The organism is Planotetraspora kaengkrachanensis (genome assembly GCF_016862895.1).
GTDB classification, from domain to species: Bacteria; Actinomycetota; Actinomycetes; order Streptosporangiales; family Streptosporangiaceae; genus Planotetraspora; species Planotetraspora kaengkrachanensis.
Genome location: NZ_BONV01000014.1, coordinates 135,581 through 161,183, shown reverse-complemented (window position 1 = coordinate 161,183; position 25,603 = coordinate 135,581). Strand labels below are relative to the sequence as shown.

At 71.6% G+C, this 25,603-nt stretch carries 21 protein-coding genes; 14 read left to right on the top strand and 7 right to left on the bottom strand.

What is annotated here, in order from left to right; translation table 11 throughout:
• The first annotated feature begins 71 nt into the window (after nucleotides 1–71).
• A complete protein-coding gene (locus Pka01_RS17755; RefSeq protein ID WP_239115080.1) occupies nucleotides 72–4,772 on the top strand; it encodes a cation-translocating P-type ATPase in 4,701 nt (1,566 codons plus the stop codon).
• Nucleotides 4,773–4,876: 104 nt separating this feature from the next.
• Nucleotides 4,877–5,002 carry a hypothetical protein gene (locus tag Pka01_RS41270; protein WP_275414473.1) on the top strand — a complete coding sequence of 42 codons (126 nt, stop codon included), beginning with the start codon at nucleotides 4,877–4,879 and terminating at the stop codon, nucleotides 5,000–5,002.
• Nucleotides 5,003–5,147: 145 nt separating this feature from the next.
• Here Pka01_RS41270 and Pka01_RS17750 read toward each other — a convergent pair whose 3' ends face one another.
• Complete coding sequence (locus Pka01_RS17750; protein ID WP_203883884.1) at nucleotides 5,148–5,342, bottom strand: CsbD family protein; 195 nt, start codon at nucleotides 5,340–5,342, stop codon at nucleotides 5,148–5,150.
• 180 nt (nucleotides 5,343–5,522) lie between these two features.
• Between Pka01_RS17750 and Pka01_RS17745 the strand changes: the two genes are divergently transcribed.
• Entirely contained in the window at nucleotides 5,523–6,050 is a 528-nt protein-coding gene (locus Pka01_RS17745) for an SPW repeat protein (RefSeq protein ID WP_203883883.1), read from the top strand.
• A gap of 146 nt (nucleotides 6,051–6,196) precedes the next feature.
• Here the strand turns inward: Pka01_RS17745 and Pka01_RS17740 are convergent, their stop codons facing one another.
• Nucleotides 6,197–7,813: a thiamine pyrophosphate-binding protein gene (locus tag Pka01_RS17740; RefSeq protein ID WP_203883882.1), complete on the bottom strand. Its 1,617-nt coding sequence runs from the start codon at nucleotides 7,811–7,813 to the stop codon at nucleotides 6,197–6,199.
• Between the two features lie 156 nt (nucleotides 7,814–7,969).
• Nucleotides 7,970–8,428 (bottom strand): DoxX family protein, encoded by a 459-nt coding sequence (locus Pka01_RS17735; protein ID WP_203883881.1) that lies wholly within the window; start codon nucleotides 8,426–8,428, stop codon nucleotides 7,970–7,972.
• A 156-nt stretch (nucleotides 8,429–8,584) separates the two neighbouring features.
• Between Pka01_RS17735 and Pka01_RS17730 the strand changes: the two genes are divergently transcribed.
• The 5 genes from Pka01_RS17730 (at nucleotide 8,585) to Pka01_RS17710 (ending at nucleotide 16,194) form a co-directional block, all read left to right on the top strand.
• On the top strand, nucleotides 8,585–9,703 hold the full coding sequence (locus tag Pka01_RS17730; protein WP_203883880.1) for an NAD(P)/FAD-dependent oxidoreductase: 1,119 nt from the start codon (nucleotides 8,585–8,587) through the stop codon (nucleotides 9,701–9,703).
• Nucleotides 9,704–9,899: 196 nt separating this feature from the next.
• Nucleotides 9,900–10,874 carry a glutathione S-transferase family protein gene (locus tag Pka01_RS17725; RefSeq protein WP_203883879.1) on the top strand — a complete coding sequence of 325 codons (975 nt, stop codon included), beginning with the start codon at nucleotides 9,900–9,902 and terminating at the stop codon, nucleotides 10,872–10,874.
• Nucleotides 10,875–10,931: 57 nt separating this feature from the next.
• A complete protein-coding gene (locus tag Pka01_RS17720; protein WP_203883878.1) occupies nucleotides 10,932–12,137 on the top strand; it encodes a sensor histidine kinase in 1,206 nt (401 codons plus the stop codon).
• The gene (locus tag Pka01_RS17715; protein WP_239115079.1) at nucleotides 12,134–12,817 is read left to right on the top strand and encodes a response regulator transcription factor; all 684 of its coding nucleotides are present in this window, start codon (nucleotides 12,134–12,136) and stop codon (nucleotides 12,815–12,817) included. The genes Pka01_RS17720 and Pka01_RS17715 overlap by 4 nt, the downstream gene beginning before the upstream one ends.
• 185 nt (nucleotides 12,818–13,002) lie before the next feature.
• The gene (locus Pka01_RS17710) at nucleotides 13,003–16,194 is read left to right on the top strand and encodes an efflux RND transporter permease subunit (protein ID WP_203883877.1); all 3,192 of its coding nucleotides are present in this window, start codon (nucleotides 13,003–13,005) and stop codon (nucleotides 16,192–16,194) included.
• A gap of 7 nt (nucleotides 16,195–16,201) precedes the next feature.
• On the opposite strand, the gene Pka01_RS17705 is transcribed toward Pka01_RS17710, so the two are convergent.
• Nucleotides 16,202–17,107: a LysR family transcriptional regulator gene (locus tag Pka01_RS17705; protein ID WP_203883876.1), complete on the bottom strand. Its 906-nt coding sequence runs from the start codon at nucleotides 17,105–17,107 to the stop codon at nucleotides 16,202–16,204.
• 115 nt (nucleotides 17,108–17,222) lie between these two features.
• Between Pka01_RS17705 and Pka01_RS17700 the strand changes: the two genes are divergently transcribed.
• From Pka01_RS17700 to Pka01_RS17685, 4 genes are all read left to right on the top strand, one after another.
• Nucleotides 17,223–18,524, top strand: coding sequence for an MFS transporter (locus Pka01_RS17700; RefSeq protein WP_239115078.1), 1,302 nt, complete (start codon nucleotides 17,223–17,225; stop codon nucleotides 18,522–18,524).
• A 155-nt stretch (nucleotides 18,525–18,679) separates the two neighbouring features.
• A complete protein-coding gene (locus Pka01_RS17695) occupies nucleotides 18,680–18,973 on the top strand; it encodes a DUF2218 domain-containing protein (RefSeq protein ID WP_203883875.1) in 294 nt (97 codons plus the stop codon).
• Nucleotides 18,974–19,009: 36 nt separating this feature from the next.
• Nucleotides 19,010–19,840: a metallophosphoesterase family protein gene (locus Pka01_RS17690; RefSeq protein ID WP_203883874.1), complete on the top strand. Its 831-nt coding sequence runs from the start codon at nucleotides 19,010–19,012 to the stop codon at nucleotides 19,838–19,840.
• Nucleotides 19,837–20,508: a 4'-phosphopantetheinyl transferase family protein gene (locus Pka01_RS17685; RefSeq protein WP_203883873.1), complete on the top strand. Its 672-nt coding sequence runs from the start codon at nucleotides 19,837–19,839 to the stop codon at nucleotides 20,506–20,508. Before Pka01_RS17690 ends, Pka01_RS17685 begins: the two co-directional genes overlap by 4 nt.
• A 92-nt stretch (nucleotides 20,509–20,600) precedes the next feature.
• On the opposite strand, the gene Pka01_RS17680 is transcribed toward Pka01_RS17685, so the two are convergent.
• A complete protein-coding gene (locus Pka01_RS17680; RefSeq protein ID WP_203883872.1) occupies nucleotides 20,601–22,559 on the bottom strand; it encodes an HNH endonuclease signature motif containing protein in 1,959 nt (652 codons plus the stop codon).
• A gap of 195 nt (nucleotides 22,560–22,754) precedes the next feature.
• Here Pka01_RS17680 and Pka01_RS17675 point away from each other — a divergent pair, with 195 nt between their 5' ends.
• Nucleotides 22,755–23,429 (top strand): endonuclease V, encoded by a 675-nt coding sequence (locus Pka01_RS17675; protein WP_203883966.1) that lies wholly within the window; start codon nucleotides 22,755–22,757, stop codon nucleotides 23,427–23,429.
• Between the two features lie 31 nt (nucleotides 23,430–23,460).
• Here the strand turns inward: Pka01_RS17675 and Pka01_RS17670 are convergent, their stop codons facing one another.
• Both Pka01_RS17670 and Pka01_RS17665 read right to left on the bottom strand, forming a co-directional pair.
• Nucleotides 23,461–23,811: an MmcQ/YjbR family DNA-binding protein gene (locus tag Pka01_RS17670; RefSeq protein WP_203883871.1), complete on the bottom strand. Its 351-nt coding sequence runs from the start codon at nucleotides 23,809–23,811 to the stop codon at nucleotides 23,461–23,463.
• The gene (locus Pka01_RS17665) at nucleotides 23,808–24,110 is read right to left on the bottom strand and encodes an MTH1187 family thiamine-binding protein (protein WP_275414476.1); all 303 of its coding nucleotides are present in this window, start codon (nucleotides 24,108–24,110) and stop codon (nucleotides 23,808–23,810) included. Before Pka01_RS17665 ends, Pka01_RS17670 begins: the two co-directional genes overlap by 4 nt.
• A 200-nt stretch (nucleotides 24,111–24,310) precedes the next feature.
• Here Pka01_RS17665 and Pka01_RS17660 point away from each other — a divergent pair, with 200 nt between their 5' ends.
• Entirely contained in the window at nucleotides 24,311–25,465 is a 1,155-nt protein-coding gene (locus Pka01_RS17660; protein ID WP_239115077.1) for an NAD(P)-binding domain-containing protein, read from the top strand.
• Nucleotides 25,466–25,603 lie beyond the last annotated feature (138 nt).

Sequence of the window (25,603 nt, the reverse complement as noted above, 5' to 3'; positions counted from 1 at the left end):
CCACCATCGATCACTCTCCGTGATCGAAGATGTTCGATCCGTGCCGGGCGGTCATTCGTGATCACCCGGCCTTGTCCACCACATCCAAGATTCGATATCCGGAGAACGACATGTGGCCGTTCGGCTCGCTGGCCGCCGACTCATTGCTGGCCCTGGTGCCGGACCAGGTCCTCACCCTGGTGCCCGATCCTGTGCTGTCCCTCATACCGCGGGCACGGCGAACTCAGGTGTGCGCCGGCGGGGTGCGGATCAGCCTCCGCGTCATCGGAGGCCCCGGCACCGAGAAGGCGATCTCCGGCCTCGAGACGCGACTCCTCGACGCGGGAATGGACAGGGCCGAGGTCAACGGCGCACTCGGCTGCGTCTTCGTGGCGTGCGATCCCGAGACGGTCGACATGGACAAACTCCTGCGGATCGTGGAGGAGTTCGACGTCGACGACCTCGACGGCGGCCCAGGGGCCGACCCAGAAGCCGACCGAGAAGCCGACCCTGCCGGCGAGGACGAGACCGGCGACCGGCAGCCGGACCCGACCGGCGAGCCGGAGATCGACCCGGCCGCCCGGGTCGCCCAGGCCGTCCAAGCCGTGCTCGACGACGCCGCCCGCGCCGAAGCGGCCCACGACCGCGCCCTGGAGGACCGGGAGCCGGGCGAAGACCTCGCGGACGCGACGGACGAGGAACTCGCGGACGGGGCGGCCGTCCTGGGCGGCGAGGCGGCCGACGACTGGGAGATGGGCGACGGCCCCGAGGACGGCGCCGACGAGGGTATCTGGGCGCGCGACGCCCGCGAGCAACATGCCCGGGCGGCGCTGAGCCTGGCCGGCAGCCTTCTCGGCGCCGGAGTGGCCCTCGCGGGCCGTGCGACGCGGGTGTGGCGGCTTCCCCCCACCGTTCCCACGTTCCTGCATCTCGCCGAGCACACGCCGCGAGTCCGCCGAGAGCTGGAGCATCGCATCGGCGCCCCGGGCACGGAGGTCCTCTTCGCGACCACCCGGCTCGTCGGCCAGACGCTCGGCCAGCGGCCCGCGGGCCTGTTCGTCGACTCGCTCGCCGCGGCCGGCCGCTACGCCGAGGCCCGTGCGGGGCTCGGCGCGTGGGCTCGCCTGGAGGAGGGGTTCGCCACCCACGACGGGGCCTACGCCCATGTCCGGGCGGAGAAGGAGCCGCGGCCCGAGTCGCTTCCACGCGGGCCGATCGAGCGGTACTGCGAGATCGCCAGCCCCGCGTCGCTGGCGGCACACGGCCTCACCCTCGCGGCGAGCCGGAGCCGGGCCCGGGCGCTGTCCGTCCTCATCACGGGAACGCCGAAGTCGGCGCGCGTGGGCAGGGACGCCTTCGCCAGCGCGGTCGGCCGGGCGCTCGCCAAGCGCGGCGGCGTGGTCCTCAACCGGCACGCCCTGCGCCGGATGGACCGCGTCGACACCGTGGTCCTGGACGCCGAGACGCTCACCACCGGGTCCTGGACGATCGACGCGATCGTCCCCCTGACGGCCAAGCTCGACCTCGACGACCTGCACGACCGCCTCTACTCGTTGCTCGACCTGACCGACCCCGACGCCCGGCGCCGCCACGACGGCTGGAAGGCCGAGCCGTACAAGGGGGACGAGGATCTCGCGCAGGTGGCGCAGTGGCGGGCCCAGGGGGTCCGGCCCGTCAGCGTCATCAAGGGCAGGCGGGCCGTCGCGCTGGTCGGCCTCGCTCCCGAACTGCATCCGCTGGCCGAGGCGCTGGCCGAGGCGGCGGGCGGCACGTGCGAGGTGCTCCTGGCGGGAGGCCCGTCGTGGCTGGCCCGCAGGCTGCACGTGGCCCAGGTCGCCGGCGGCGAGGATCTCACCGGCGCCGTCCTTGACCTGCAGGCCGAGGGGCGCGGCGTGGCCGTGGTCGCCGGCGGGTCCCACCGCGCCCTGCGGCAGGCGGACCTGGGTGTCGGCCTGATCCGGAAGGCCCGCCAGGTGCCCTGGGAGGCGGACGTCCTCGGCGACCTCGACTGCGCGCATCTGATGCTCGCCTGCCTTCCTGCCGCCCGGCGGGCCAGTGAACTGGGGGTCCGGCTGGCGGCGGCCTCCGCGGTGGTCGGAGGCGCGCTCGGCATCCTGGGACTGGAGCGCACCGCCGTACGGCGGGCCCAGCTCGTGGCCGACGGGACGTCGCTCGCGTCCGTCGTGCTGGGCACGTGGGCGGGGCGGCGCGTGGGGAACGGCGGGACGCCGGTCACGGCCGACCGCACGCCCTGGCACGCGATGTCGGCGCAGGACGTCCTGGCGCGGCTGAACAGCTCCCCCGGCGGGCTGACCGAGGCCGAGGCCATGCTCCGGAGGAAGACGTCGGCGCGGTCGGCCCCGGCGGGCCCCGAGTCCCTCGCCAAGGCGTCGGTCGAAGAGCTGGCCAATCCGCTGACCCCGGTGCTCGCCGCCGGCGCGGGGGTCTCGGCGGCCATCGGGTCGGTCCTCGACGCCGTGCTGATCGTCAGCGTGATGGGCGTCAACGCCCTCCTCGGCGGTGCGCAGCGGCGTGACGCCGGCCGGGTGCTGAGCGCCCTGTCCGAGGCCACCGCCGTACGGGTGCGGCTGCGCCGCCCGGACGGCGGCCAGTCGAGCACCGCCGAGGATCTGGTCCCCGGCGACGTGATCGAGCTTCGGGCGGGCGACGCCGTCCCCGCCGACGCCCGGCTGCTCAAGGCCGTGGGCCTGGAGATCGACGAGTCCACCCTCACCGGGGAGTCGCAACTCGTGAGCAAGGCCGTCGCGCCGACCACCGCTCCCGCGGTCGCCGACCGGAGCTCCATGGTGTACGAGGGCAGCTCGGTGGCGGCGGGCTCGGGTCTCGCGGTGGTCGTGGCGACGGGAGAGGAGACGGAGACGGGCAGGACGGCCAACCTCATCCACGGCGGCCCTCCCCCCAGCGGCGTGGAGCTGCGGCTGCGCACGCTGAGCAGCAAGATCGTGCCGATGGCGATCGGCTCCGGAGTGGTCCTGATGGCCGGTGAGCTGCTCCGCGGCGCGTCGTTGTCGCAGGCGCTCGCTCCGGCGGTGAGCCTCGCCGTCGCGGCGGTCCCCGAAGGCCTTCCGTTCGTCGCGACGCTCGCGGAGCTGGCGGCGGCCAAACGTCTGTCGACGCGGAACACTCTCGTCCGCAATCCCTCCACGATCGAGGCGCTCGGACGGGTGGACGTGCTGTGCTTCGACAAGACGGGCACGCTGACCGAGGGCCACATCAGCCTGCGCCGCGTGTCCGACGGCCGGGTCGAGGGCGGTGAGGGCTCGATGACGCCGAGGCTGCGCCGCGTCGTCGCCGCGGCTCTGCGCGCAGGACCGAAGTTCGAGGGCGGCCGGGTCCTCGCCCACCCCACCGACCGGGCCGTGGTCGAGGGGGCGCAGGGCCTCGGCGTCGCTCCCGACGAGGGGCTGGACAAGTGGGAGCGGGTCGACGAGATGCCCTTCGAGCCGGCCAGGGGCTTCCACGCGGTGCTCGGGTTGTCCGAATCCGGCCACCTGCTCAGCGTCAAGGGCGCGCCCGAGGTGGTGCTGACCCGGTGCGCGACCCTGCTCCGCGACGACCAGGAGGCCGAGCTCGACGAGGACGCCCGGCTTGAGCTGGAGACCGAGGTCGAACGGCTCGCCCTGCAGGGCTTCCGGGTCCTCGCCGTGGCGGAGCGGCCCGCGTCCAGCCGCGCCGACCTCGACGAGTCGCGCGTCGACCGGCTGTGCTTCCTCGGATTCCTCGGCATGGCCGATCCCGTGCGCCCGACCGCCGCGCGGAGCGTTCAGGGCCTGATGAAGGCGGGCGTCCGGGTGATCATGCTGACGGGCGACCACCCGAGCACGGCGGAGGCCATCGCGGCCGAGATCGACGCCGTGAACGGCCTGCGGATCATGACCGGGCCCTCGCTCGACGTGCTCGACGACGAGGAACTGGTCAAGATCCTTCCCGAGGTGTCGGTGTTCGCGCGGACCACGCCCGCCCACAAGGCCCGCATCGTCGCGGCACTGAGGCAGTCGGGCAGCATCGTCGCCGTGACCGGCGACGGCGCCAACGACGTGCCCGCGATCCGTCTCGCCGACGTGGGCGTCGCGCTCGGCTCCCGTGCCACGGCGGCGGCCCGGGCCGCCGCCGACATCGTGGTGACCGACGACCGCATCGAGACGATCATCGACGCGATCGTCGAGGGCAGGGCCATGTGGGGATCGGTCCGCGACGCCCTGGGCATCCTGCTCGGCGGGAACATCGGCGAGATCATCTTCACGGTGGGATCGAGCCTGCTGACCGGTCGCAGCGCTCTGAACGCCCGGCAACTCCTGCTGGTCAACATGCTCACGGACATGTTGCCCGCCATGGCGGTCGCCGTACGGCCGCCGAGCGCGGCCAGCCCGGAGAAGGTCCTGGAGGAAGGGCCGGAGAGCTCTCTCGGCTCGGCGCTGACCAAGGACATCAACGTGCGGGCCGTGACGACCGCCTCCGCCGCGGGGGCCGCCTGGCTGGCAGCCCGGATGACCGGCACCCGGAGCCGGGCGGACACGGTCGCGCTCGTGGCCCTGGTGTCGGCGCAGCTGCTCAGGACTCTCGGCGCCGGCGGCCGGGACCGCACGGTCACGGTCGCCGCGGTCTCCTCGATGGCCGCGCTGATGGTCATAGTGTCGACTCCTGGCGTCAGCCAGTTCTTCGGATCACGCCCGATCGGCCCGTTCGGCTGGGGAATCGGGCTCGGATCGGCCGCCGCGTCGAGCCTGATGGGCGGCGCGGTCGAAAAGACGATCGAGAGGATGTACGGCTGACGACCACCGATCGTTCATCATCGGTTAACCAAATCTGTACCAATATGGTCAGTTTTGTGCGACACTATCCCGTGGAATGCAACTTTCCAGCCACGAGGTATCTAGTGTCCGAGTTTGTTACCGCGATGCTGGCCAGGGCCGTCGTAATGCTGCTGGAGGCGCTGCTCATGCGCCTGATCCAGTCGTTCGTGACGTCCGGCTTCCGTATCAGCTTCCCGCAGGCCGCCTGAGGCTCCACGCCCAGGCCCCCTGACAGGGGCCCGACCGGGCCTGGCAACCGTCCAGGCCCGGTTCACAGGTCATTCATCATCACCCACGGGGCCGCCCGTGGCACGGCGCAGCCGAGTTGAGATCTCGAGCTTCAACCCTTGAACTTCAGCTCTTGAACGCGCCCTTGATCCTGCCCGCGGCGTCCTTGATCTTCTCGCCTGCCTGCTTGGTCCGGCCCTTGCTCTTGTCGGCCCGGCCCTCGGCCTCGAGGTCTTCGTGGCCGGTCGCCCGGCCCGCCATCTCCTTGGCCTTCCCCGCGGCCTCCTGAGCCTTGTTGCGGATCTTGTCCCTGACACTCATCGCTCATCCCTCCAGGTCATGCGCCTGCAGAACCCCCCTTCCCCCGCTCACCAGCCCAAACGCGGCGGAGCGGCCCACCTGAATCCCATGCTTCCGTCACAATCTGGATCAAACGGATGAACGGGGCGTAAGATGGACATAAGTGTTTAAATCCACGCCTTCAGAAGGGTGGTGTAACAGATGACGCATAGCACTGACATCGGGACGCATCCCGACATCGTGCAGATGCGTGCGCGGTATGAGGCCGCCGCGGCCAATCCCGTCGCTCAGGGAGCCGACGGCCTCGCGCTGCTAAGCGGCATGTACCTCGCGCTCTCGCCCTGGATCGCCGGGTTCAGCGACAGGGGTCCGCTCACCGTCAACAACCTGATCACGGGTCTCGTCGTGACGCTCCTCGCGCTGGGGTACAGCTCGATGTACGGCCGCACCTACGGCATCGCGTGGGTCCTGCCCCTGATCGGGCTCTGGACCATCATCGCTCCCTGGGTCATCCGGGGGGACATGGCATCAGCCAGGACCATCTGGAGCAACGTGGTCGTCGGCGCGATCATCCTGGCCCTCGGTCTGGCCACCATGCGCTTCGGCATGGCCAAGCACGACCGGGCCGGCCACGGGTTCGGCAAGTCGAGGATGACCGAGCACTCGACGTACGGCCAGGACCGCACAACCTACGGCCAGGACCGCCCGGGCCCGACGTCACGGTCCTGACCCGGTCCGATGACGCCTCTTCGATAGGAGGAGGCATCCGACGTGGGGCATCCGAGACCGTCCCGGTTCCGGACGCCCCACCGCCGGTTTGAGAAGCCGTCTCCCGGAACGGCCCTCAGGCACCCGATCACCTGGGCCGCGTCACGTCACGCGGTCACCCATATCAGCGTCGGCCGGTCCGCGCCGAACGCCCTCATCACCTCGGCGCCCGCTTCCGGCGCGGTCACGCGCCTGCCGCGGCACCCCATGGCCTCGGCCGCCGCGGCCAGGTCAGCGGAGGGCCGGCCGGACATCCAGACGGCGTCCGGATGACCATCGCCACCCTGACTCTCCGCGCCCCCGGTCACGACCACGGGAAGCGGCAGCGCGAGCGCGGCCGCCGCCGCCAACTCGGTCAGCGCCGACATGGCCCCGTGCTCGTCCAGCAACGCGACGACCGGCGCGCACGGGGCCGCGACCTTCGCCCCGACCGCCGCCGGAAGCCCGAACCCGGCGGTCGCGTCGCCGTAGAGGAACGCGCCGGGGTGATAGGCGGGCAGGTTGGCCAGCACCCCGTAGGCGGAGCTCGCCGCCGCACCCGAGACGACGACCGCGTCGCGCGGCAGGACCGCGGCCAGGGCGTCGACGAGTTCAAGCCATTGCGCCCCCTCCGCGCGGGACTCGGCCCGCTTGCGCCTGCGCCATTCGTCGCGGATCTGGTCACGTTCCTTGTCGTCGACGGGGTCGAGCTCGCCGTCGAGGGCCGAAGGGACGCCGCCCACGCGTTCGTCCAGGCGCTCGAACAGGCCGCGCAGCGCCTGCGCGGCGCCCGCGACCACGGCCACCTCGGGAACGGCGCCGGTAACGATCTGCTCCGGGTCGAGGTCGATCCGCACCAGCCTGCCGTACAGGGGAAGCGGGCCGTTCCACAGGTCCGAGGGCGCGAGCTCGCTGCCGACGACCAGAACGGCGTCAGCCTGTTCCACCAGGTCGTGGACCGTACGGAGATGGGTGCCCGCGCCGAGCGCGAGCGGATGGTCGTCCCAGATCACGCCCTTGCCGCCGGCGGTCGTGACCACGAGCGCGCCGAGCCGTTCGGCCACCGCGCGCAACTCGTTCCCGGCCTCCCGCGTGCCGCCGCCGGCCACGATCACCGGCCGTTCGGCCGCGGAAAGGAGATCGGCGGCCGCGTCCAGGTCCTCGTCCCGCGCAGCCGGTACGGCGAGGCGGATGGGGGTGACGGGCGGCGCGGCCCCGAGAGGCTCCGACAGGTCGGCGGGCACCTCGATGTGCACGGGCCGGGGACGCCCCGACGTCATCGCCGCGAACGCCTGCGCGACGGCGACCGGGATCTCCGCCACGCTCGCCACGCGGTGGGCGTGCCCGGTGACCGCGCCCATGGCCGCAGCCTGGGCCGAGATCCCCTGTCCGCCTCCGCAGGACACGAGCAGCAGCGGCACGGAGTCGCGGTACGCCTGGGCCACCGCGCCCATGGCGTCCAGGGTCGGCGTTCCGGAGGCCAGCAGGCACACGCCCGGCCGGCCGGCGACTCTCGCGTGACCGTACGCGGCGTGGACCGCCGCCTGCTCACGCCGCATGCTCACGTGCCTGACGCCGAATCCGTGCAGATGACGGTAGGCAGGGAGCCGGCGCGTCCTCGGGGTCCCGAACACGGTGTCCACGCCATGCGCCGCCAGCGCCCGGACCAGCGGCTGTCCCGCTATGGCTCCGTCCGGGCCCACCCGCAAGAGGTTGATCTCGATCTCCTCGACGTACGGCCGCACGGCGAGGCGCCGCGCGGCCCGCGGCGACCACCGGCGCGGCGCCTTGTTGAGACCTGCGGGACGCCGGAAGGCGTCCCATCGGTCTCGTGGTGAGGGAGGATACGCACCCCTGCGATCACCACCGCGTGCGGGGCCGCTTTTCCGGGAAAGCTGGAGCTACAACTCGTGGGACCTCGCCGCCGTCCGCCCGCGGAAGCGCGCGGCCAGCGGAGCCCTGCGCCGCAGCAGACTGTCGACGGCCAGGATTCCACCGCCGCTGAACGCGATGAGCAGGCACGCCCCCGCGAGCGCCAGCACGTACTCATAACCGCCGTTCTCCGAGCTCAGGCCATGGGGTCCGTGCACGAAGACGACGGCACCGATCATGTCCATCGCCAGCAGCGTCGCGAACAGCGGCAATGCCGCGCCGAAGATCAGAGCGGCCCCTCCGACCAGTTCCAGCAGCGCGACCCCAGGGCCGGCGATCCCGGCCAGTGGGACGCCCACGTCCTCGAACATCTGGGCCGTCCCGGCGAGTCCCACGTCGGCGACCTTCATCCAGCCGTGGAAGACGAAGATCACACCAATGATCACCCTGCCTGCGAGCGTCGTTACACCTCGCGCCAGCTCGAACATGACGACTCCCCCGATATCGCGTGTTCCCTGACCGTGGTCCCCCGCTCCGGCGCAGGCACGGCCTGTCCCATTCAACGGGGCGGCGGCCCGCGGCCGGGCCGCGCAACGCCGTGATACAGGCGGACCGCTGACACGGGTCCCTGCGACGATGCGGGTATGCGAACGGACATTTCCATCGTCGTGGTCGGAAGCGGAATCGTCGGAGCGAGCGCCGCCTACCATCTCCGGCTTCTCGGCGCCGCCGTCACCCTGGTCGACCACCCGATCGCCGGGGAGGCGACCGCCGCGGGCGCGGGAATCCTCTGCCCGTGGGTCGACCACGAGGGCGAGGACGACTGGTACAGGCTGGCCCTGGAAGGCACGCGGTATTACGACCAGCTGGTGGAGTCGCTGGCGGAGGACGGCGAGCACGACGCCGGGCACACGAGGACCGGCGCGCTCCTCGTCGCCGACCGGACGGACGAACTCGGCGGGATCGAGTCGCTTCTGCGGAGCAGGCAGGCGGCGGCGCCCGACATGGGAGCCGTCTCCACCGTCGACCGGCCCGAGGACCTCTTCCCCCCGCTGCGTCCCGGCCTGGCCGCACTGCACATCGATGGACCCGCCCGCGTCGACGGAAGGGCCGTCAGGGACGCCCTGCTCCGGGCGGCGGCCAGGCGCGAAACCCGCATTGTCACCGGGTCCGCGTCATTCACGACGTCGGGCGCGCTGCTGGTCGACGGCTCCCCCCTGGAAGCGGACGCCGTCGTCGTGGCGGCGGGGGCATGGACCGGCGAGCTGTGCCGGCCTCTCGGGCTCGAGGTGGCCGTCGGGGCGCGCCGCGGTCAGATCGCGCATACCGAACTGCCCGGGACCGACACGTCGGGCTGGCCGATCGTGCTGCCCCGGGTCGGGCCGTACATGCTGGGCTTCCCCGGTTCGCGCGTGGTGCTCGGAGCCACCGTCGAGGATGCCGGCTTCGACGCCCGGGTGACGGCCGGCGGCATCGGCGAGGTGCTCTCGACCGGGGTGGAACTCGCGCCCGGGCTGGCCGCCGCGACGCTCCTCGAGACCCGGGTGGGCTTCCGCCCGGTCACGTCGGACGGCCTGCCGCTCATCGGCCCGCTCACCGGCGGCGTCGTGCTGGCCACGGGACTCAGCGCCTACGGACTGACGGCCGGGCCGTACGCCGGGCTCCTCGCGGCGCACCTCGCGTTGGGTACGGCCCCGCCGTCCGACGTGAGCGCGTTCTCACCGCACCGGCCCGCGACGGGCGCGGCGAGCGGCGAAGGTTGAGACGTTCCCCCGCTGGTCCGGCGGGCGGGCGAGCGGCAGGCGGCGAGGGGCGCGCGGCGGGCGGCGAGCGGGCGTTCGGTAGGCGGGCGTTCGGTGGGCGTCTATCCTCGAGACGGCGCGCGTGCGGCACGCGGTCGCTCCGGTCGGGGCGGCCCCGGCGGCACGCGCGGCGAGGCCTCCGAGGAAGGACGTGCCGATGACCACGACAACCCCAGTCGCGAGCCCGGTGGACTTCGCCGCCCACGGCGACTACTCGTTGAAGGCGCCCGCCCGCGAGGACGGCTCGTTCGTACGGCCCCTGTACCGCTTCCAGGGGCGGATCACCGCGGACGGGGAGAGCGGTTACCGGGCCCAGCCCGGCCGGTACCACCTCTACGTGTCGTACGCCTGCCCGTGGGCGCACCGGGCCGTGATCGTGCGGTCGCTGATGGGCCTGGAGGACGTCGTGGGACTGTCGGTCGTCGACCCGGTCCGCGACGGCCGCGGGTGGGCCTTCCGCGAAGGCCCCGGGCACGGGCCCGACGAGCTCAACGGCTTCACCCTGCTCCGCGAGGCCTACGAGGCGACGGAGCCCGGCTACGACGGCCACGTCTCGGTGCCCGTGTTGTGGGACCGCGAGAGCGGCCGGATCGTCAGCAACAACTTCCCTGACATCACCATCGACCTGGGCACCCAGTTCGCCGAGTGGGCCGACCCGGACGCCGACCTGTACCCGGCCGCGCTGCGCGGCGACATCGACGCCCTCAACGAGCAGGTCTACGCGACCGTCAACAACGGCGTGTACCGCTGCGGCTTCGCGACCAGCCAGGAGGCGTACGACGCGGCCGTGTCCGCGCTGTTCTCGACTCTCGGCGAACTCGAGCGGCGCCTGGCCGATCGCCGGTACCTGTTCGGCGACCGGATCACCGAGGCCGACGTCCGCCTGTGGGTGACGCTGGCCAGGTTCGACAGCGTGTACGTCACCCATTTCAAGGCCAACCTCCGCCGCCTGGTGGACCTGCCCAACCTGTGGCGCTACGCGCGCGACCTCTACCGGTTGCCGGCGTTCGGCGGGACCACCGAGTTCGACCACATCAAGCGGCACTATTACGGCACCCACCCCGGACTCAACCCGACCCGCATCGTTCCGGCGGGACCGATCCTCGACTGGTCCCTACCGCGGTCGCAGTAGTCGCGACCGGTACGTGGGGACGACGAGCGTGCCGCGGAGCGGCCCTAGCGTGGACGGGTGCAGCACCTGAGAGCGTCCCTGAAACAGGCACTGCGGGCGCGGCCGTACCTCTTCGACACCGCCGTGGCCGTCTTCGTGTACGCGGTCATCCTCACGGCGACGTCCGCGGGGCCGGGCCCGGGGCCCGAGCTGACGCCGGGGCTGGCGGTGACCGGGGCGGTGGTGTGCGGCGCCCTGGCCTTCCGCCGGCGATGGCCGCTCGGCGTCCTCGCCGTCACCGTGACCGGGACCGTCGTGCACGACGCGGTCGCGTCGTCCCGGAGCCCTCTCATCCTCGTCGCCGTGGTGGCCGCCTTCTCCGCCGCGACACTCGTGCCGCGCAGGACGGCGTGGATTGCGGGAACTGCGGCCGCACTCACCCTCGCGGTGAGCCGGATGCTGGCCTCGGATGAGACATGGCTCCATCCCGAGATCGTGGGCCTGGTCGCCTGGCTGGGCATGGCCACCGCGGCGGGCGACGCGCTGCGCAGCCGGCGCGCGTATGTGGCCGCCATCGAGGAACGGGCGCGCCGGGCCGAGCAGACGCGCGAGGAGGAGGCCGAGCGCAGGGTCATGGAGGAACGCCTGCGGATCGCCAGGGAACTCCACGACGTCTTGGCGCACCACATCGCCCTCATCAACGTCCAGTCGCAGGTCGCCGCGCACGTTCTCGACGACGAGCCGGCCCAGGCACGCGAGGCGCTGGGGCACATCAGGCTCGCGGGCCGCGCCGCCCTGGAGGAGCTGCGGACCACCGTGGGCCTGCTCCGCCGGCCGGGAAGCCAGGACGAGCCGCTCAATGAGCTGGTCACGGAACCGGCGCCGGGGCTCGACCGGCTCGACGACCTCATCGGTTCGTTCACGGCCGCCGGGCTCGCCGTCGACTTCCGGACGGAGGGCGATCCGCGCCCGCTGCCCGCGCCGGTCGAGCTGGCCGCCTTCCGGGTGACGCAGGAGGCGCTGACCAACGTCAGCAAGCACGCCCCGCGTGCCCGTGCCACCGTCCGGATCGCCTACACGCCGCGGGATCTCGTGGTGGACGTCGCCGACGACGGCGGCCCACTCAAGGCTCCCCCCGGGGCCGGTCCTGCGGGCCACGGGCTGGTCGGCATGCGGGAACGCGCCCTGTCCGTCGGCGGGACGTTCACCACCGGCCCATCCGTGACGGGCGGCTTCCGGGTGCTGGCCGTGCTCCCCGCGGCCCTGGGGGTGAGCACGCCGTGACGGGGACCGCCCCGATTCGCATCGTCATCGCCGACGACCAGGCGCTGGTCAGGGCGGGGTTCCAGATCCTCGTCGACACCGCGCCCGACCTCACGGTGGTGGGCCAGGCGGCCACCGGCGACGAGGCCGTACGGCTCGCGAGGTCGACCCGGGCCGACGTGGTGCTCATGGACATCCGCATGCCCGGGATGGACGGCCTGGCCGCGACCCGGGCGATCACCTCGGACGGCGAGCTGTCCCCCGTCAAGGTGCTGGTCCTGACCACCTTCGAGATCGACGAGTACGTGTTCGCCGCGCTACGGGCGGGGGCGAGCGGGTTCCTCGGCAAGAGCGTGGAGGCCGCTGAGCTCCACGACGCGATCCGGCTGATCGCGCGCGGCGACTCGCTACTGTCGCCGGTGGCGACGAAGGCGCTGATCGCCCGGTTCCTCGCCGGTCCGGCGTCCACCATGGAGCACGTGCCCGAGGACCTCGACTCCCTCACCGACCGTGAGCGCGAGGTGATGACGCTCGTGGCGGCCGGCCTGACCAACGACGAGATCGCCGACCGGCTCAGCATCAGCAGGACGACCGCGAAGACACACGTCAACCGGGCGATGCTCAAGCTCGGCGCGCACGACCGCGCACAAGTGGTGATCATCGCGTACGAGACCGGGCTGGTGCGCCCGGGATCGCGGTGATGCGGCCTCCGTCGTAACGGCCGCGGAGCGGTACTGCGATCGCGGTACCCGAAGACCGTCCTCGCGTCGGGCGAGTCGGCTCCCTGCGCACGCGAGCCTTGATTGCGTCACGACGGGCTGCCGTCGGCCCCGGGCCTCGCTCGCCAATCGCATGAGCCCCGGGTCACCTGAAGAGAAGCGGAACGATGTCCTTTCTGACCAGATTGAGCCTCGCCAACCGGGGGCTGGTCGCGCTCCTGACCATCATGGTGGTCGGGTTCGGCGCGTACACGATCCCGGCGATCAAGCAGCAGTTGCTGCCCTCGATATCCCTGCCCTCGGTTTCGATCGTGTCGTCGTACCCCGGAGTCGCGCCGCAGATCGTCGAGGAGCAGGTGACCATGCCGCTGGAGGACGCGGTCCGCGGCCTGGCGGGAGTCACCGGGGTCACCTCGACGTCCAGGGAGTCCGGCTCGACGGTCGGGGTGGCGTTCGACTTCGGCGCCGACATCGACGCCGCCCAGGCCCAGATCCAGCAGGCGATCGGGCGGGTCTCCGCGCAACTGCCCGACGGAGTCGAGCCCCAGGTCCTTGCCGGAAGCACCGACGACCTCCCGGTCGTCCAGCTCGCCGCCGGCTCGACCGGGGACCAGCGGGCGCTCGCCGCGAAGCTGAACTCCCAGGTCGCCCCGGCGCTCAGCGGGATCGACGGGGTCAGGGACGTCTCCGTCAGCGGGGCACGCGACCAGGTCGTCACCGTCACCCCGGACGACGACAAGCTGGCCCGCCACGGGCTGACCGCGGCGGCCGTCGCGGGCGCCATCCAGGCGGCCGGCTCCCCCGTGCCCGCCGGCACCCTGACCCAGTCGGACCGGACGCTGACCGTGCAGGTAGGCAAGGGCTTCACCGGCGTGGACGACCTGAAGAACCTCTACCTCACCGCCGCACCCTCGGTCTCGTCCGGCGGGGCCGCTTCCGGCGGCGGGGCCGCCGGGACTCCGGCGGGACGCATGGGCGGGCGCCAGGTGGCCGCCTCCGCGCCGGTACGGCTCGGCGACGTCGCGAAGGTCTCCCTCGGACTCGCCGACTCCACCACGCTGACCAGGACGAACGGCAAGCCGAGCCTGGCCGTGTCGATCACGATGAAGTCGGGCGGCAACGCGGTGTCCATCTCCGATGCCGTCAGGTCGAAACTGCCCGAGCTCACCCGGGCGCTCGGCGGCGACACCCAGCTCACCGTGGTCTTCGACCAGGCGCCCTCTGTACGTGAGGCCATCGAGAGCCTGACCACCGAAGGACTGCTCGGCCTGGTGATGGCCGTCCTGGTCATCCTCGTCTTTCTTCTGTCGATCCGCTCGACGATCGTGACGGCGTTGTCGATCCCCCTGTCGGTGCTCATCGCGCTGATCGCCCTGTGGGCCCGCGACTACTCGCTGAACATGCTGACCCTCGGTGCGCTGACCATCGCGATCGGCCGCGTCGTCGACGACTCGATCGTGGTGCTGGAGAACATCAAGCGCCACCTGTCGTACGGCGAGGCCAAGCGGCAGGCGGTGGAGAACGCCGTCCGCGAGGTGGCGGGCGCGGTGACCGCGTCGACGCTCACGACGGTCGCGGTGTTCCTGCCGATCGCGTTCACGGGCGGTCTCGTCGGCGAGCTCTTCAGCCCGTTCGCGGTCACGGTGACCGTGGCGCTGCTGGCCTCGCTGCTCGTGGCCCTCACCATGGTCCCCGTGCTCGCCTACTGGTTCATGAAGGCGCCGCGGGGCGCCGACGCGGAAACGATCCGTACCCAGGCCGAGGAGCGGGAGCGTAACGGGTGGCTCCAGCGGGCGTACGTCCCGGTCATCCGATACGCGACCGAGCACAGGCTCAGGATCGTGGCCGCGGCTCTGGTCGTCTTCGTGGGGACCCTCGCCCTGGTTCCACGGATCCACACGAGCTTCATCGACCAGTCCGGCCAGGCCACGATCAACATCACTCAGACCCTGCCGGTCGGCACGTCCCTCGCGACCGCCGACGCGAAGGCCGCGCAGGTCGAGCAGGTGATCACGAGCACGAAGCAGGTCGAGTCCTACCAGGTCACCGTCGGCGGGAGGAACAACCTCGGCCCCGGAGCCAACGCCGGCGGAGGCGGGGCGGCCCGCGCGGGCTTCTCGCTCACGCTCAAGGAGGGCAGCGACACCGCCGGGGTGGAGACCTCGTTGCGCGAGCGCATCGGGAAGCTGCCCGCGATCGGCGAGATCCAGGTCGGGCAGTCCGGCGGTCTCGGCGGCGACGGGCTCGAGGTCGTCGTCCAGGCCGCCGAGCAGGACGCCCTCACGGCCGCCACGAAGCAGGTGCAGCAGGCCATGTCCGGGATGTCCGGCGTGACCGAGGTGACCACCACCATCGCCGACACCGCGCCCCGGGTTGAGGTGACGGTGGACAGGAAGAAGGCCGCCGCGCACGGGCTCACGGAGATCGCCGTCGGGCAGGCCGTGACTCAGGCGTTGCGCGGCAGCACCGTCACGCAGCTGAACCTCGACGGAGGGACCGCCGCCGTGATCGTGCGACCGGTCGGCACCCCCGCGTCGCTGACTGCGCTCAGGAACCTCAGGCTCGCCGGCACGACCACTGTCTCCGACGTGGCGACCGTCCGCGAAGTCGAGGGGCCCGTCTCTCTCACGCGCATCGACGGCAAGCGCAGCGCCACCGTGTCCGGCAAGGCCGAAGGCTCCGACCTGGGCGCCACCTCCGCCGATCTGAAGAAGCGGCTCGAGGCGCTGACATTGCCGGGCGGCGCCACCTACGAGATCGGCGGTGTCAGCGCGGACCAGGAGGAGGCCTTCGGCAGTCTCGGCCTCGCCCTGGTGGCGGCGGTGGCGCTGGTGTTCCTCATCATGGTGGCCACCTTCCGGAGCCTGATCCAGCCGCTGGTGCTCCTGGTCTCCATCCCGTTCGCCGCGACTGGCGCGCTCGGACTCCTGCTGATCACCGGCACGTCACTCGGCCTGGCCGCGATGATCGGCATGCTGATGCTCGTCGGCATCGTGGTGACCAACGCCATCGTCCTGCTCGACCTGATCAACCAGTACCGGGACCAGGGCATGTCCCTGCACGACGCCGTGGTCGAGGGCGGCAGAAGGCGGTTGCGCCCGATCCTGATGACCGCCCTGGCCACCATCTTCGCGCTGCTGCCCATGGCCCTCGGCATCACCGGAGGCGGCGGGTTCATCTCCAAGCCGCTCGCCGTCGTGGTGATCGGCGGCCTGGTCAGCTCCACAGCGCTCACGCTGATCCTGGTCCCGACCCTCTACACGATGGTCGAGAACCGCAAGGAGAGGCGACGGCTCCGGCGCGCCGTACCGCCGGTTCCCGAGCGGGTCCCCGAGCCGGTGGGAACCGCGGCGGGTTAGGAGCGGGTCAGGATTCGACCGCGGTCGTGTCGCTCACGTGCTGATCCACGAGATCGAGCAGCGCGCGCACGGCCGCGTTCGGCCGCCGCGTCGAGACCGTCGCCACCGAGAGCGACCAGGTGAGCGTGACGTCGGAGACGCTCAGCGCGGCGATGTCCCGGGTGTCGGGCACGGCGAACTCGGGGAGGAACGCCACGCCGAGGCCGTGCCGTACGAACGCGGCTCCCGTGGCGATGTCGTGGACCTCCGCCGTCACGCGGCGCTCGGCACCCGCCGCCGCGAACGCGCGGTCGACGACCGCGCGGTTGCCGTAGCCGGGCGGGAAGTCGATGAACTCCTCGTTCACGATGCGGGCGAGCGGCACACTCCGCTCACCCGCGAGCGGGTGGTCGGCGCGCACCACGAGCACCAGCGGTACCACCGCGAGCCGCCGCAGCGCCACACCAGTGGGCGGCGGGCCCGGCAACGACAGGAACGCCACGTCGAGCTCGCCGGACACCAGCGCCTGGGCGAGCCCCGCGGACCCGCTCGGCGCCACGCGTATGCGGATCGTCACGCCCGGATGCTCCTGGCGGAACCGGCCGAGGAGCCCGGGCAGGTCGACGACGTGGACGGAGGTCATGCTGCCGATGTTCACCGTCCCCCGCAGTCCCTGGCCGACGGCCTGCACCGCCTCACGCGCCGCTCGGGCGGCGTCGAGAGTGGCGCGGGCCTCGGGGAGGAGGGCGGCGCCCGCATCCGACAGCACCACCCGCTGGGAGGTCCGGTCGAACAGCGTGACGCCCATCTCCCGCTCCAGGGACCGGATGGCCGCCGACACGCCCGACTGGACGACGTGGAGCCTGCGCGCCGCCCGGGTGAAGTTCAGCTCCTCCGCGACCGCGACGAAGTACTCCAGGTGACGCAACTCCATGACCCCGATTATCACAGTTGGAGATGGAGCCCAGCAGTAACAGTCATTGGACGCGATCGCTTCCCGGCCACCACCCTGGTGAGGTACGACCGCCAGCCAAGTGATCGGACCAGCCGTGCCCGCTCTCTCCCCCGCCGACAAGCGGGACGTTTCCCCCCAGCATCCGCGTACGGGGCCGGTCTCGGCGGCGGCTCCTGCGGCGGCGGGCGGCGGGGCCGGCTTCTCCGGGAGGGCTCGAGCCTCGCAGGGCACCGCCTTCTGGTTCGCCGCCGGAGCGTTCGCCGCACAGATGGGGTTCGGCACCGCGCCCACCCCGCTGTGGCCGCTCTATCAGGCGCGGGACGGGTTCGGCCCGACGACGGTGACCGTCGCCTTCGCGCTGCTCGTCGTCGGCGCCTCGGCCGGTTTCCTCGGCCTGGGACACCTGTCGGACGTCCATGGTCGCCGCCGGGTGATCGCGTCAGCGCTTTCTGTGGCCATCGCGTCGGCCGTGGTGCTCATCGTGTGGCCGTCCCTGCCCGGACTGCTGGTCGGGCGTGTCCTCACCGGCGTGGGCATCGGCCTGATGGCCTCAACCGCGACCACCTATATCGCCGACCTGTACGGCCGATCGCATCCGGACCGGCCGGCCTCGGGGGTGCCCGGGATCGTGACGACGGCCGCCAACCTCGGCGGTCTGGCACTCGGCCCGCTGATCGCGGGGATCATCGCCCAGTGGGCTCCGGCGCCGCTGGTCGCCACCCAGGCCGCCTTCTGCGCGGTCATGGCGGTGTTCCTGGTGCTGGTGCTCCGCAGCCCGGAGACCGTCGACTCCGGGTCGGCCGTACGGGAGCGGCCCGCCCGCTTCGCCCTTCGACCGGCCGGCGCGAGCATGTTCGCCGGTGCCAGCGGGATGGCCTTCGTCGCGTTCGCCGCACTCGGCCTGTTCTCGTCGCTGGGCGCCGTCATGATCCGTGGCCGGCTCGGGATCGCCTCCCCGCTCGTGGGCGGCGTCGCGGGCTTCGTGTCCTTCGGCTCGGCGGCCGTCGGGCAGCTCACGATGGGCGGGGCGGCCGTCCGCCGTCTCCTGGCGGCCGGAATCATCCTCTTCCCGGTGGGCTTGGCCCTCGTCGCGGTCTCGCTCTCGCATCCGGCGTTGTGGTTGTACCTCATCGCGTCCGCCGCGGCGGGAGCCGGCTCGGGGCTGCTGTTCAAGGCGAGCGTCGGCCAGGTCGCGGGCGTGGCCGTACCGGAGTCGCGTGCGGGAGTGCTGGCGGTGTTCTTCGTCATCGCCTACGTCGGAATGGGCGTTCCCGTCATCCTGTTCAGCCTCGCCACCCAATGGGTCGGGATCGAGCCCGCCATCATCGGTTTCGCCGTGCTGCTGTCCGCGGGCGCGGCTGTTTCCGTCGCCACCGTACGGCGTCGTCTGAGCTGACGGCTGAGCGCGGCCGCCGGCCCGGCGCGCTTGTTGCAGGCATGAGCCTTTCGCCGCCGAGCCTCGAAATATTTGAGCACTCAAGTTTGTCGGCACTAGTGCTGAACGCCCTTTGGCTTTGCCCCCGAGGGCCTGATCATAGGAGGCTGTCGACCATGCCCAGTTCGACCGCGCACGTCGCCACCGAAACCGCCGCCCGGTACGCCAAGCAGCTCGCGTCGCACCTGGGCCGCAAGGTCCCGGTCGAGGACCTGCCCGGCGACGGGTACCGCCTCACTTTCCCCGCCGGGGAGGGCGTCCTCAGCACAGAGGCGGACCGTCTGATCATGCGGGCCACCGCCACGGACGCTGCGTCCCTCGCCATCGTGCAGGACGTCCTCGGCCGCCACCTGGAGCGCTTCGGCCAGCGGAACGAACTCGTCGTGAACTGGCAGGAGGACGTCTCATGATCGGCGCCACGGCGTGAGACACGGCGAGGCCGCCCGGTGACCGGAACGCTGTACGCGATCAGCGACCTGCACATCGGTTATCCGGAGAACCGAGAGATCGTCACCGCGCTCCGGCCCGAAGCGCCCGGCGACTGGCTGATCGTGGCCGGTGACGTCGCCGAGACGCCCGCCGACGTCGAGTGGGCGCTCGGCACGCTCGCCGACCGGTACGCGAAGGTGATCTGGGCTCCCGGCAACCACGAACTGTGGACCACGGCACCCGATCCGGTCACTCTGCGCGGTGCGCTGCGCTATGAGCACCTCGTTCGCATCTGCCGTGATCTCCAGGTGGCCACGCCCGAGGACCCGTATCCCGTGTGGCATGGCCCGGACGGACCAGTCGCCGTCGCACCCCTGTTCGTGCTCTACGACTACAGCTTCCTTCCCACCGGGGCCTCGACGAAGGACGAGGGCCTCGACTACGCATACGGGACGGGCGTCGTCTGCTCCGACGAGTTCGTCCTGCATCCGGACCCCTACCCCTCGCGAGAGGCCTGGTGCCACGCGAGGGTCGAGTACACGGAGCGCCGCCTGGCGGAGATCGGGCTGCCCACGGTTCTGGTCAACCACTTCCCGCCCGTGCGCGAGCCGACGGCCATCCTGCACCACCCCGAGTTCGCCATGTGGTGCGGCACCGAGCGGACCGCCGACTGGCACACGCGTTTCCAGGCCACGGCCGTCGTCTACGGTCACCTGCACATTCCGAGGACGACCTGGTACGACGGTGTCCGGTTCGAGGAGGTCTCCCTGGGCTACCCACGGGAGTGGCGACTGCGCGACGCGGGGCCGTCCCAACCGCGCGCCATCCTGCCGGGGAGGACCGAATGATCGGAGACATCCTTCCTCCGTGGGTGACCGTGGCCGAGACGTTCGACGACGTGCCCGAGGACACGCTGTTCCCCGAGGAGGAACCGCTGATCGCCCGCGCCGTGGAGAAGCGCCGGCGCGAGTTCGTCACCGGACGGCACTGCGCCAGGACGGCGCTCGCCCGCTTGGGGGTGCCACCGGGGCCGATCCTCCGCGGCGACAGGGGTGCGCCGCAGTGGCCGTCCGGCACAATCGGGAGCATCACGCACTGTTCCGGCTATCGCGCCGCCGCCGTCGCGACCTCGGCGTCCGGAATCACGATCGGCATCGACGCCGAACCGGACGGGCCCCTGCCCGACGGGGTGCTCGCGACCGTCGCCTCACCAGAGGAGATCGCCGCACTCGGACGGCTACGGGACGAGAATCCACGGGTGCGCTGGGACAGGATCCTGTTCAGTGCCAAGGAGTCGGTTTACAAGGCCTGGTTTCCCCTCACCGGACGATGGCTCGACTTCACCGAGGCCTCGGTTGATATCGACCCTGCGGGAGACTTCACCGCGACAATGCTGATCTCCGATCCCCGGATGGGGACCGACCGGCTGACGGGCAGATGGATCGTCGCCGTCGGCCTGCTCGCCACCGCCATCGCACTCCCCCGGGCCGTCCCGGAGCGCCACCGCACTGCGTGATTGCGGTCCTCGGAGCGGTCCGGCACACCGTGGGCATGGCGGATCGCCCGCCCTTCCGTCGGGTTCAGAAGGGCGGGAGGTCGTTGTCCGGCTCAGTGGGAGGTCTCGCCCTGTGACGGGTTCGTCGGCGGTTGCCGGGAGGGGATTGATTCGGCCCAGATGGGAGCCGCCTCCCACGGGGGAGGTAGGGGATCGGTTTCCGCCGGATCGTGGTCGGTGGTCTGGGGATTGGGTTCGGGCAGGGGTTCGATGACGGGCGGAGGATGGATGGGGTAGTGGTGCCCGGTCCTGCTGATCCAGGTCAGGTGACCGGGTGCGGTCTGCGTGAGTTGCCACCCGTGATCGCGGAGGTCGTGGTCGTGGGTGCAGGTGGCGGCGAGGTTGGTATGGGTGGTGGTTCCGCCGTCGCCATACGCCTGGGTGTGGTCGAGTTCGGTGCGGGTGGCGGGTGCGCGGCAGCCGGGGTGACAGCACACGCGGTCGCGGATCTGGATCCATCGGCGTAGCCGCGTGGCGGCGAAGCGGCGCCGATCGCCGGCGTCGGACCTCTCGGGGCACTGTTCCGCCTGGTCGACTTGGCCGATGATGTCGGCGATGAGGGGTGCCCAGCCGCCAAGGGACGCAAGGTCGGCCTGCCATAGGCGGAGCAGGGCGCGCGGGATCTGCAGTTCGACGATGCCTCGGCTGCGCGCCGAAACTCGCCTCCGCTTTGTCTCCGCGCCTCGGGTCGGTCCTGGCTCTGCCAGCGGCCTGTAGTCGCGGGCCGGACGGCGGGGCCAGCCGCGGGGTCGGTGGCGGGTGATTCCCGCGTGGAGGAGTCGCCCGTCATCGTCGCAGACGGCGTAGCGCCATTGGCTGTTGATCTGGGCTTTGGCCATACGGCGGGCCAAGTGGGCGTGGAGGGGTCCCCATCCGGCGAGTTCGGCGGGAAGGTCGTCCAGGTGCATCAGGGTCGATACCTGAACTCGTATCTCGCCTGCGGCGAATCCCGCTTTCAGCCCTTCCGGCGGCGCCCACGCGGGCTCCGATGCGGGCTCCGGCACGGAACCAGACGAGGGTGACGGTCGGTCATCGGATCCGCCGCCCGACTTGCCGTTCGGCCCATCGCCGGGCCCGCCGGCCGGCCCTCCACCCGGGCCTCCGCCCGCCCCCGTGTCAGGTCCGTCTCCGGGTCCTTCGCCGGGCCCGTCCTGAGGGTTGTCGACGAGTTGATCGTCGTAGTCGTCTTCTTCGGGGCGGGGACGACCGATCTGGAGGAGGGCTGCGGCGATCTGTGCGTCGTCGAGCCCGGTGAAGGTCCCGTCGAGCAGGCCGAGGAAGATGTCGGTGCGGATGTGGTCGATCGGGATGTGCAGGCCGGCACGTTTGGCCTGCTGAGCGATGGCGTCGACGCGGGTGATCGCCGCGGCGGCCTGGTCGAGCGGCAGTTGGTGGCCGGTGATGCCTGCGGTGCCGTCCGGCAGGAGCGTGCCTTCGACCCGGCGGCGCTGCAGAGCGCGTTCGTAGCGACGGCGGGCCCAGCTCGGGTCGGCCGCCAGCAGAAGGCGCTTGATCTTGTCTTTGAGCTCGCTGGTGGTGTGCCGCCCGGCGGCGGGCAGCAGATGGTCGGCCACGGCACGGGCGAGATCGGCCGGGACGTCCTCGAGCCAGTCACAGAACACCAGCGCGCGGGGCTTGTCGATCTGCCCGGCATTCAGAGCGTCACGGACGGCGGGCAACCGGGCGGCGAGGGCATGGGCGAAGGCGTATTCCCGTTCGGCGGCCCGCCGCGTCAACGTCAAAGCGGCGCGTATTTCGTCGGCGGAGTATTTGTCCGGGACCGCCATTTTCGTCATGTCGCCCGGCGCGGGAACATACAGCCCGACCTCGGCCATCACTGTGGCTTTCCTGGCCTGAACATGCGCTTCCAACCGACCGTAGGCCTGCATGACGACCACCGCGTCGTACCCGCTCAACCGGGCGAGGTCCAGCTCGGCCAGCGCAGCGGCGAGCTCCGGACCGGGCGCCATCTCGGCCAGGCCCTCCGGAATCATCTGCCGCTCGACAAGCACTCCGTGAAACTAACAACCCCCACCGACAAAGCCGCGCGAGAATAAAACGCGAATCAGATATGTCCACAATTCGGATCCGCGCGAGACCGGCAAATAAAACTCAACGTCCTGGCGAGCGCTGGCCCGCGCACGACCGGCCGCCTCATGCCTGCCGACACAGGCGATAATCACGGGCTATCGTCCCGGCATGTGAGGATGCGCCTGCCGATGACCATGCCGGCGACCGTCGCCGAGGCCGAGGCGATCCAGGAGGAGCTCCGCTCGCGGCTCGACCTCGTCGGGCCGGGCGAACGCCGTCCGGCGAAGGTCGCGGGCGTCGACGTCGCCTACGCGGACGATCGTCTCGCTGCCGCCGTGGTAGTCCTCGACGGGACCACGCTCCAAGTCCTGGACCAGGTCTCCGTCCCCGGCAAAGTCGCCTTCGGCTACGTGCCGGGCCTGCTGGCGTTTCGGGAGCTGCCCAGCGTCATCCAGGCACTCGAGCGGCTCTCCGTCACGCCGGACCTGATCGTCTGCGACGGGTACGGCATCGCCCACCCACGGCGGTTCGGGCTGGCCTGCCATCTGGGCGTGCTCACCGGTCTGCCCACCATCGGCGTCGCGAAGACGGCGTTCGTGGGGGCCTACGACGATCCGGCGCGCGAACGAGGCGCCTGGAGCGAACTGCGTCTCGAAGGAGACGTCGTCGGGCGCGTGCTCCGGACCCAGGACGGCGTCAAGCCGGTCTTCGTCTCGGTCGGCCACGCGGTCGACCTGGACACGGCCTGCCACAACGTCCTGAAGCTCGCTCCCCGCTATCGCCTCCCGGAGACGACGAGAGCCGCCGACCGGCTGTCCCGGGAGGCACTGCGTTCAGCCTCTGCGACCTGATCTCCCCGCGAACCGGACCCTCGCGTATCGCTCAGTGCGGCCTTTCTTCGAGGTACGCGGCGGCGACACGCTTCGGGACGACCATGCGCCACGCGTCGACGACCAACTCCTCCATCTCGGCGTGATCGAGGGCTGCGAGCCAGGCGCGGACCCAGTTGTAGCGCTCGTCCGACGGGCGGGGCATGTGGAACTTGTCCGGCTCCGCCGCGATGAGGGCGGCCCGCTCCTCCTTCGGGAAGGCGAAGCCCATCGACGTCTCGTCGGCGGAGATCGTCACGTAGACGAGACGGCCGACGCGGAACGTGATCCGGTCTCTGACCAGCTTCTCCTCGGTGCGCGGCAGTGCCGTGGCCAGCGCGCGGATCTCAGCCGCGGTTATCACGGCTGCGCCAGGTGCCGTTCGACGGCGGCCACCTTGGCGTCGATCCGGCCGTCGCCGGAACGCGAGTCCGCCTTGAGGACGACGCTCACCCGGGAAGCCCGTGCCTCGACGGCGGCGACGGCGGCCGTGACGACCGCCAGGACCTCCTCCCAGGTCTCGCCCTCGACCGTGGTGAACATGGCGTCCGTACGGTTCGGCAGGCCGGACTCGCGGACGACGCGGACCGCCTCCGCCACCAGTTCCCCGACGTCCTCCCCCGTTCCGATCGGCGTGACGCTGAACGCCACCAGCACCGACATGGCTCCCCCTCGCAGTTGCGACACCGGTCCGTCCGGCCTCGGCACCCCGCGAGCGTATCCCCCACCACCGACAGAGCCCCCGCCTGAGCCGGCCCGCGGAAAGCGGGCCTGAGGAAGCCGGCCCGACGGAAACCCGCCCGACGGAAACCCGGCCCGACGGAAACCCGCCCGAGGGAAGCCGGACACCCGGCACGTTGTTGATGACCGCCGTGAGCACCAGCGCCACCGGATCGGCCGCGACCATGCCCTTCACGGACCCCGCACCACCGGACGACGCGCCGACGGAGGTCGACGTCGTCGTCATCGGCGCGGGTCAGGCCGGCCTGTCGAGCGCGTACTTCGTGCGCCGCTTCGGGCTCGGGTTCGTGGTCCTGGACGCCGAACCGGGACCGGGCGGCGCCTGGCGGCACCGCTCGCCGACGCTGACCATGGAGAAGATCCACGACATCTTCGACCTGCCCGGCGTGCACCGCACTCCGGAGATCGACCCGACGCTTCTGGCCGCCGACGTGGTGCCCGGATACTTCGCCGACTACGAAAGGCAGACGGGACTGCCCGTTCTCCGGCCTGTGAAGGTGCGTTCGGTGACGCGTCATGAGAGCGGCAGGCTGCTCGTGACCGCCGAGCCGGCATCGGCGGACACCGCACCCCGGGCATGGGCCGCACGCGCGGTGATCAACGCGACGGGCACATGGACCCGGCCCCACTGGCCCTATTACCCCGGGGCCGCCGAATTCCGGGGCAGGCAGTTGCATTACGCCGACTACCGGGGCCCCGGGGAGTTCGCCGGAGCGAAGGTCGTCATCGTCGGTGGGGGCGCCTCAGCGACACATGTGCTCTCCGAGGTCGCGGACGTCGCCGAGACGACCATCTGGGTGACGCGGAGCCCGCTGGTCTTCCATGACGGCGCGTACGGTGAGGACCGCCGGCGGGCGGCCGTCGCACGGGTGGACGAACGCGTGCGGGCCGGCCTGCCGCCCCAGAGCGTGGTGAGCGCCACCGGCCTCGCCTACACGAAGGTGATACGGGACGCCATCGACAAGGGGGTCTTCAACCGGCTCCCCATGTTCAGCCGAATCACCCCGGACGGCGTCACGTGGGATGACGGCCGGACGGCGGAGGCCGATGTGATCATCTGGGCGACCGGGTTCCGCTCGGCCATCGGACATCTCGCTCCGCTCAAGCTGCGGGGCCCGGGCGGCGGCATAAAAATGGACGGCACCCGCGTGGTCGCCGAACCTCGTCTCCATCTGGTCGGTTACGGCCCCTCGGCCAGCACGGTGGGGGCGAACCGCGCCGGCCGCACGGCGGCCCAGCAGATCCATCGCCTGCTGGCCGCCCCCGACGCCGCCTGACCCAAGCGCCCGACCCCTGACCCAAGCGCCCGCCCCCGCCCGCCGCCCGACCAGACCGGCAGACCCGGCGTCCTCCCCGACCGGCGCAACTGCGTCCGACCAGACCACCCGAGCAACCACACTTGCCGCCGCAGAGCC

Excerpts from the sequence above, each read along its gene's own strand:
- Pka01_RS17750 (WP_203883884.1), bottom strand. The coding sequence starts at position 5,342 with ATGAGTGTCAGGGACAAGATCCGCAACAAGGCTCAGGAGGCCGCGGGG.
- Pka01_RS17745 (WP_203883883.1), top strand. The coding sequence starts at position 5,523 with ATGACGCATAGCACTGACATCGGGACGCATCCCGACATCGTGCAGATG.
- Pka01_RS17735 (WP_203883881.1), bottom strand. The coding sequence starts at position 8,428 with ATGTTCGAGCTGGCGCGAGGTGTAACGACGCTCGCAGGCAGGGTGATC.
- Pka01_RS17730 (WP_203883880.1), top strand. The coding sequence starts at position 8,585 with ATGCGAACGGACATTTCCATCGTCGTGGTCGGAAGCGGAATCGTCGGA.
- Pka01_RS17725 (WP_203883879.1), top strand. The coding sequence starts at position 9,900 with ATGACCACGACAACCCCAGTCGCGAGCCCGGTGGACTTCGCCGCCCAC.
- Pka01_RS17710 (WP_203883877.1), top strand. The coding sequence starts at position 13,003 with ATGTCCTTTCTGACCAGATTGAGCCTCGCCAACCGGGGGCTGGTCGCG.
- Pka01_RS17705 (WP_203883876.1), bottom strand. The coding sequence starts at position 17,107 with ATGGAGTTGCGTCACCTGGAGTACTTCGTCGCGGTCGCGGAGGAGCTG.
- Pka01_RS17695 (WP_203883875.1), top strand. The coding sequence starts at position 18,680 with ATGCCCAGTTCGACCGCGCACGTCGCCACCGAAACCGCCGCCCGGTAC.
- Pka01_RS17685 (WP_203883873.1), top strand. The coding sequence starts at position 19,837 with ATGATCGGAGACATCCTTCCTCCGTGGGTGACCGTGGCCGAGACGTTC.
- Pka01_RS17675 (WP_203883966.1), top strand. The coding sequence starts at position 22,755 with ATGCGCCTGCCGATGACCATGCCGGCGACCGTCGCCGAGGCCGAGGCG.
- Pka01_RS17665 (WP_275414476.1), bottom strand. The coding sequence starts at position 24,110 with ATGTCGGTGCTGGTGGCGTTCAGCGTCACGCCGATCGGAACGGGGGAG.
- Pka01_RS17660 (WP_239115077.1), top strand. The coding sequence starts at position 24,311 with ATGACCGCCGTGAGCACCAGCGCCACCGGATCGGCCGCGACCATGCCC.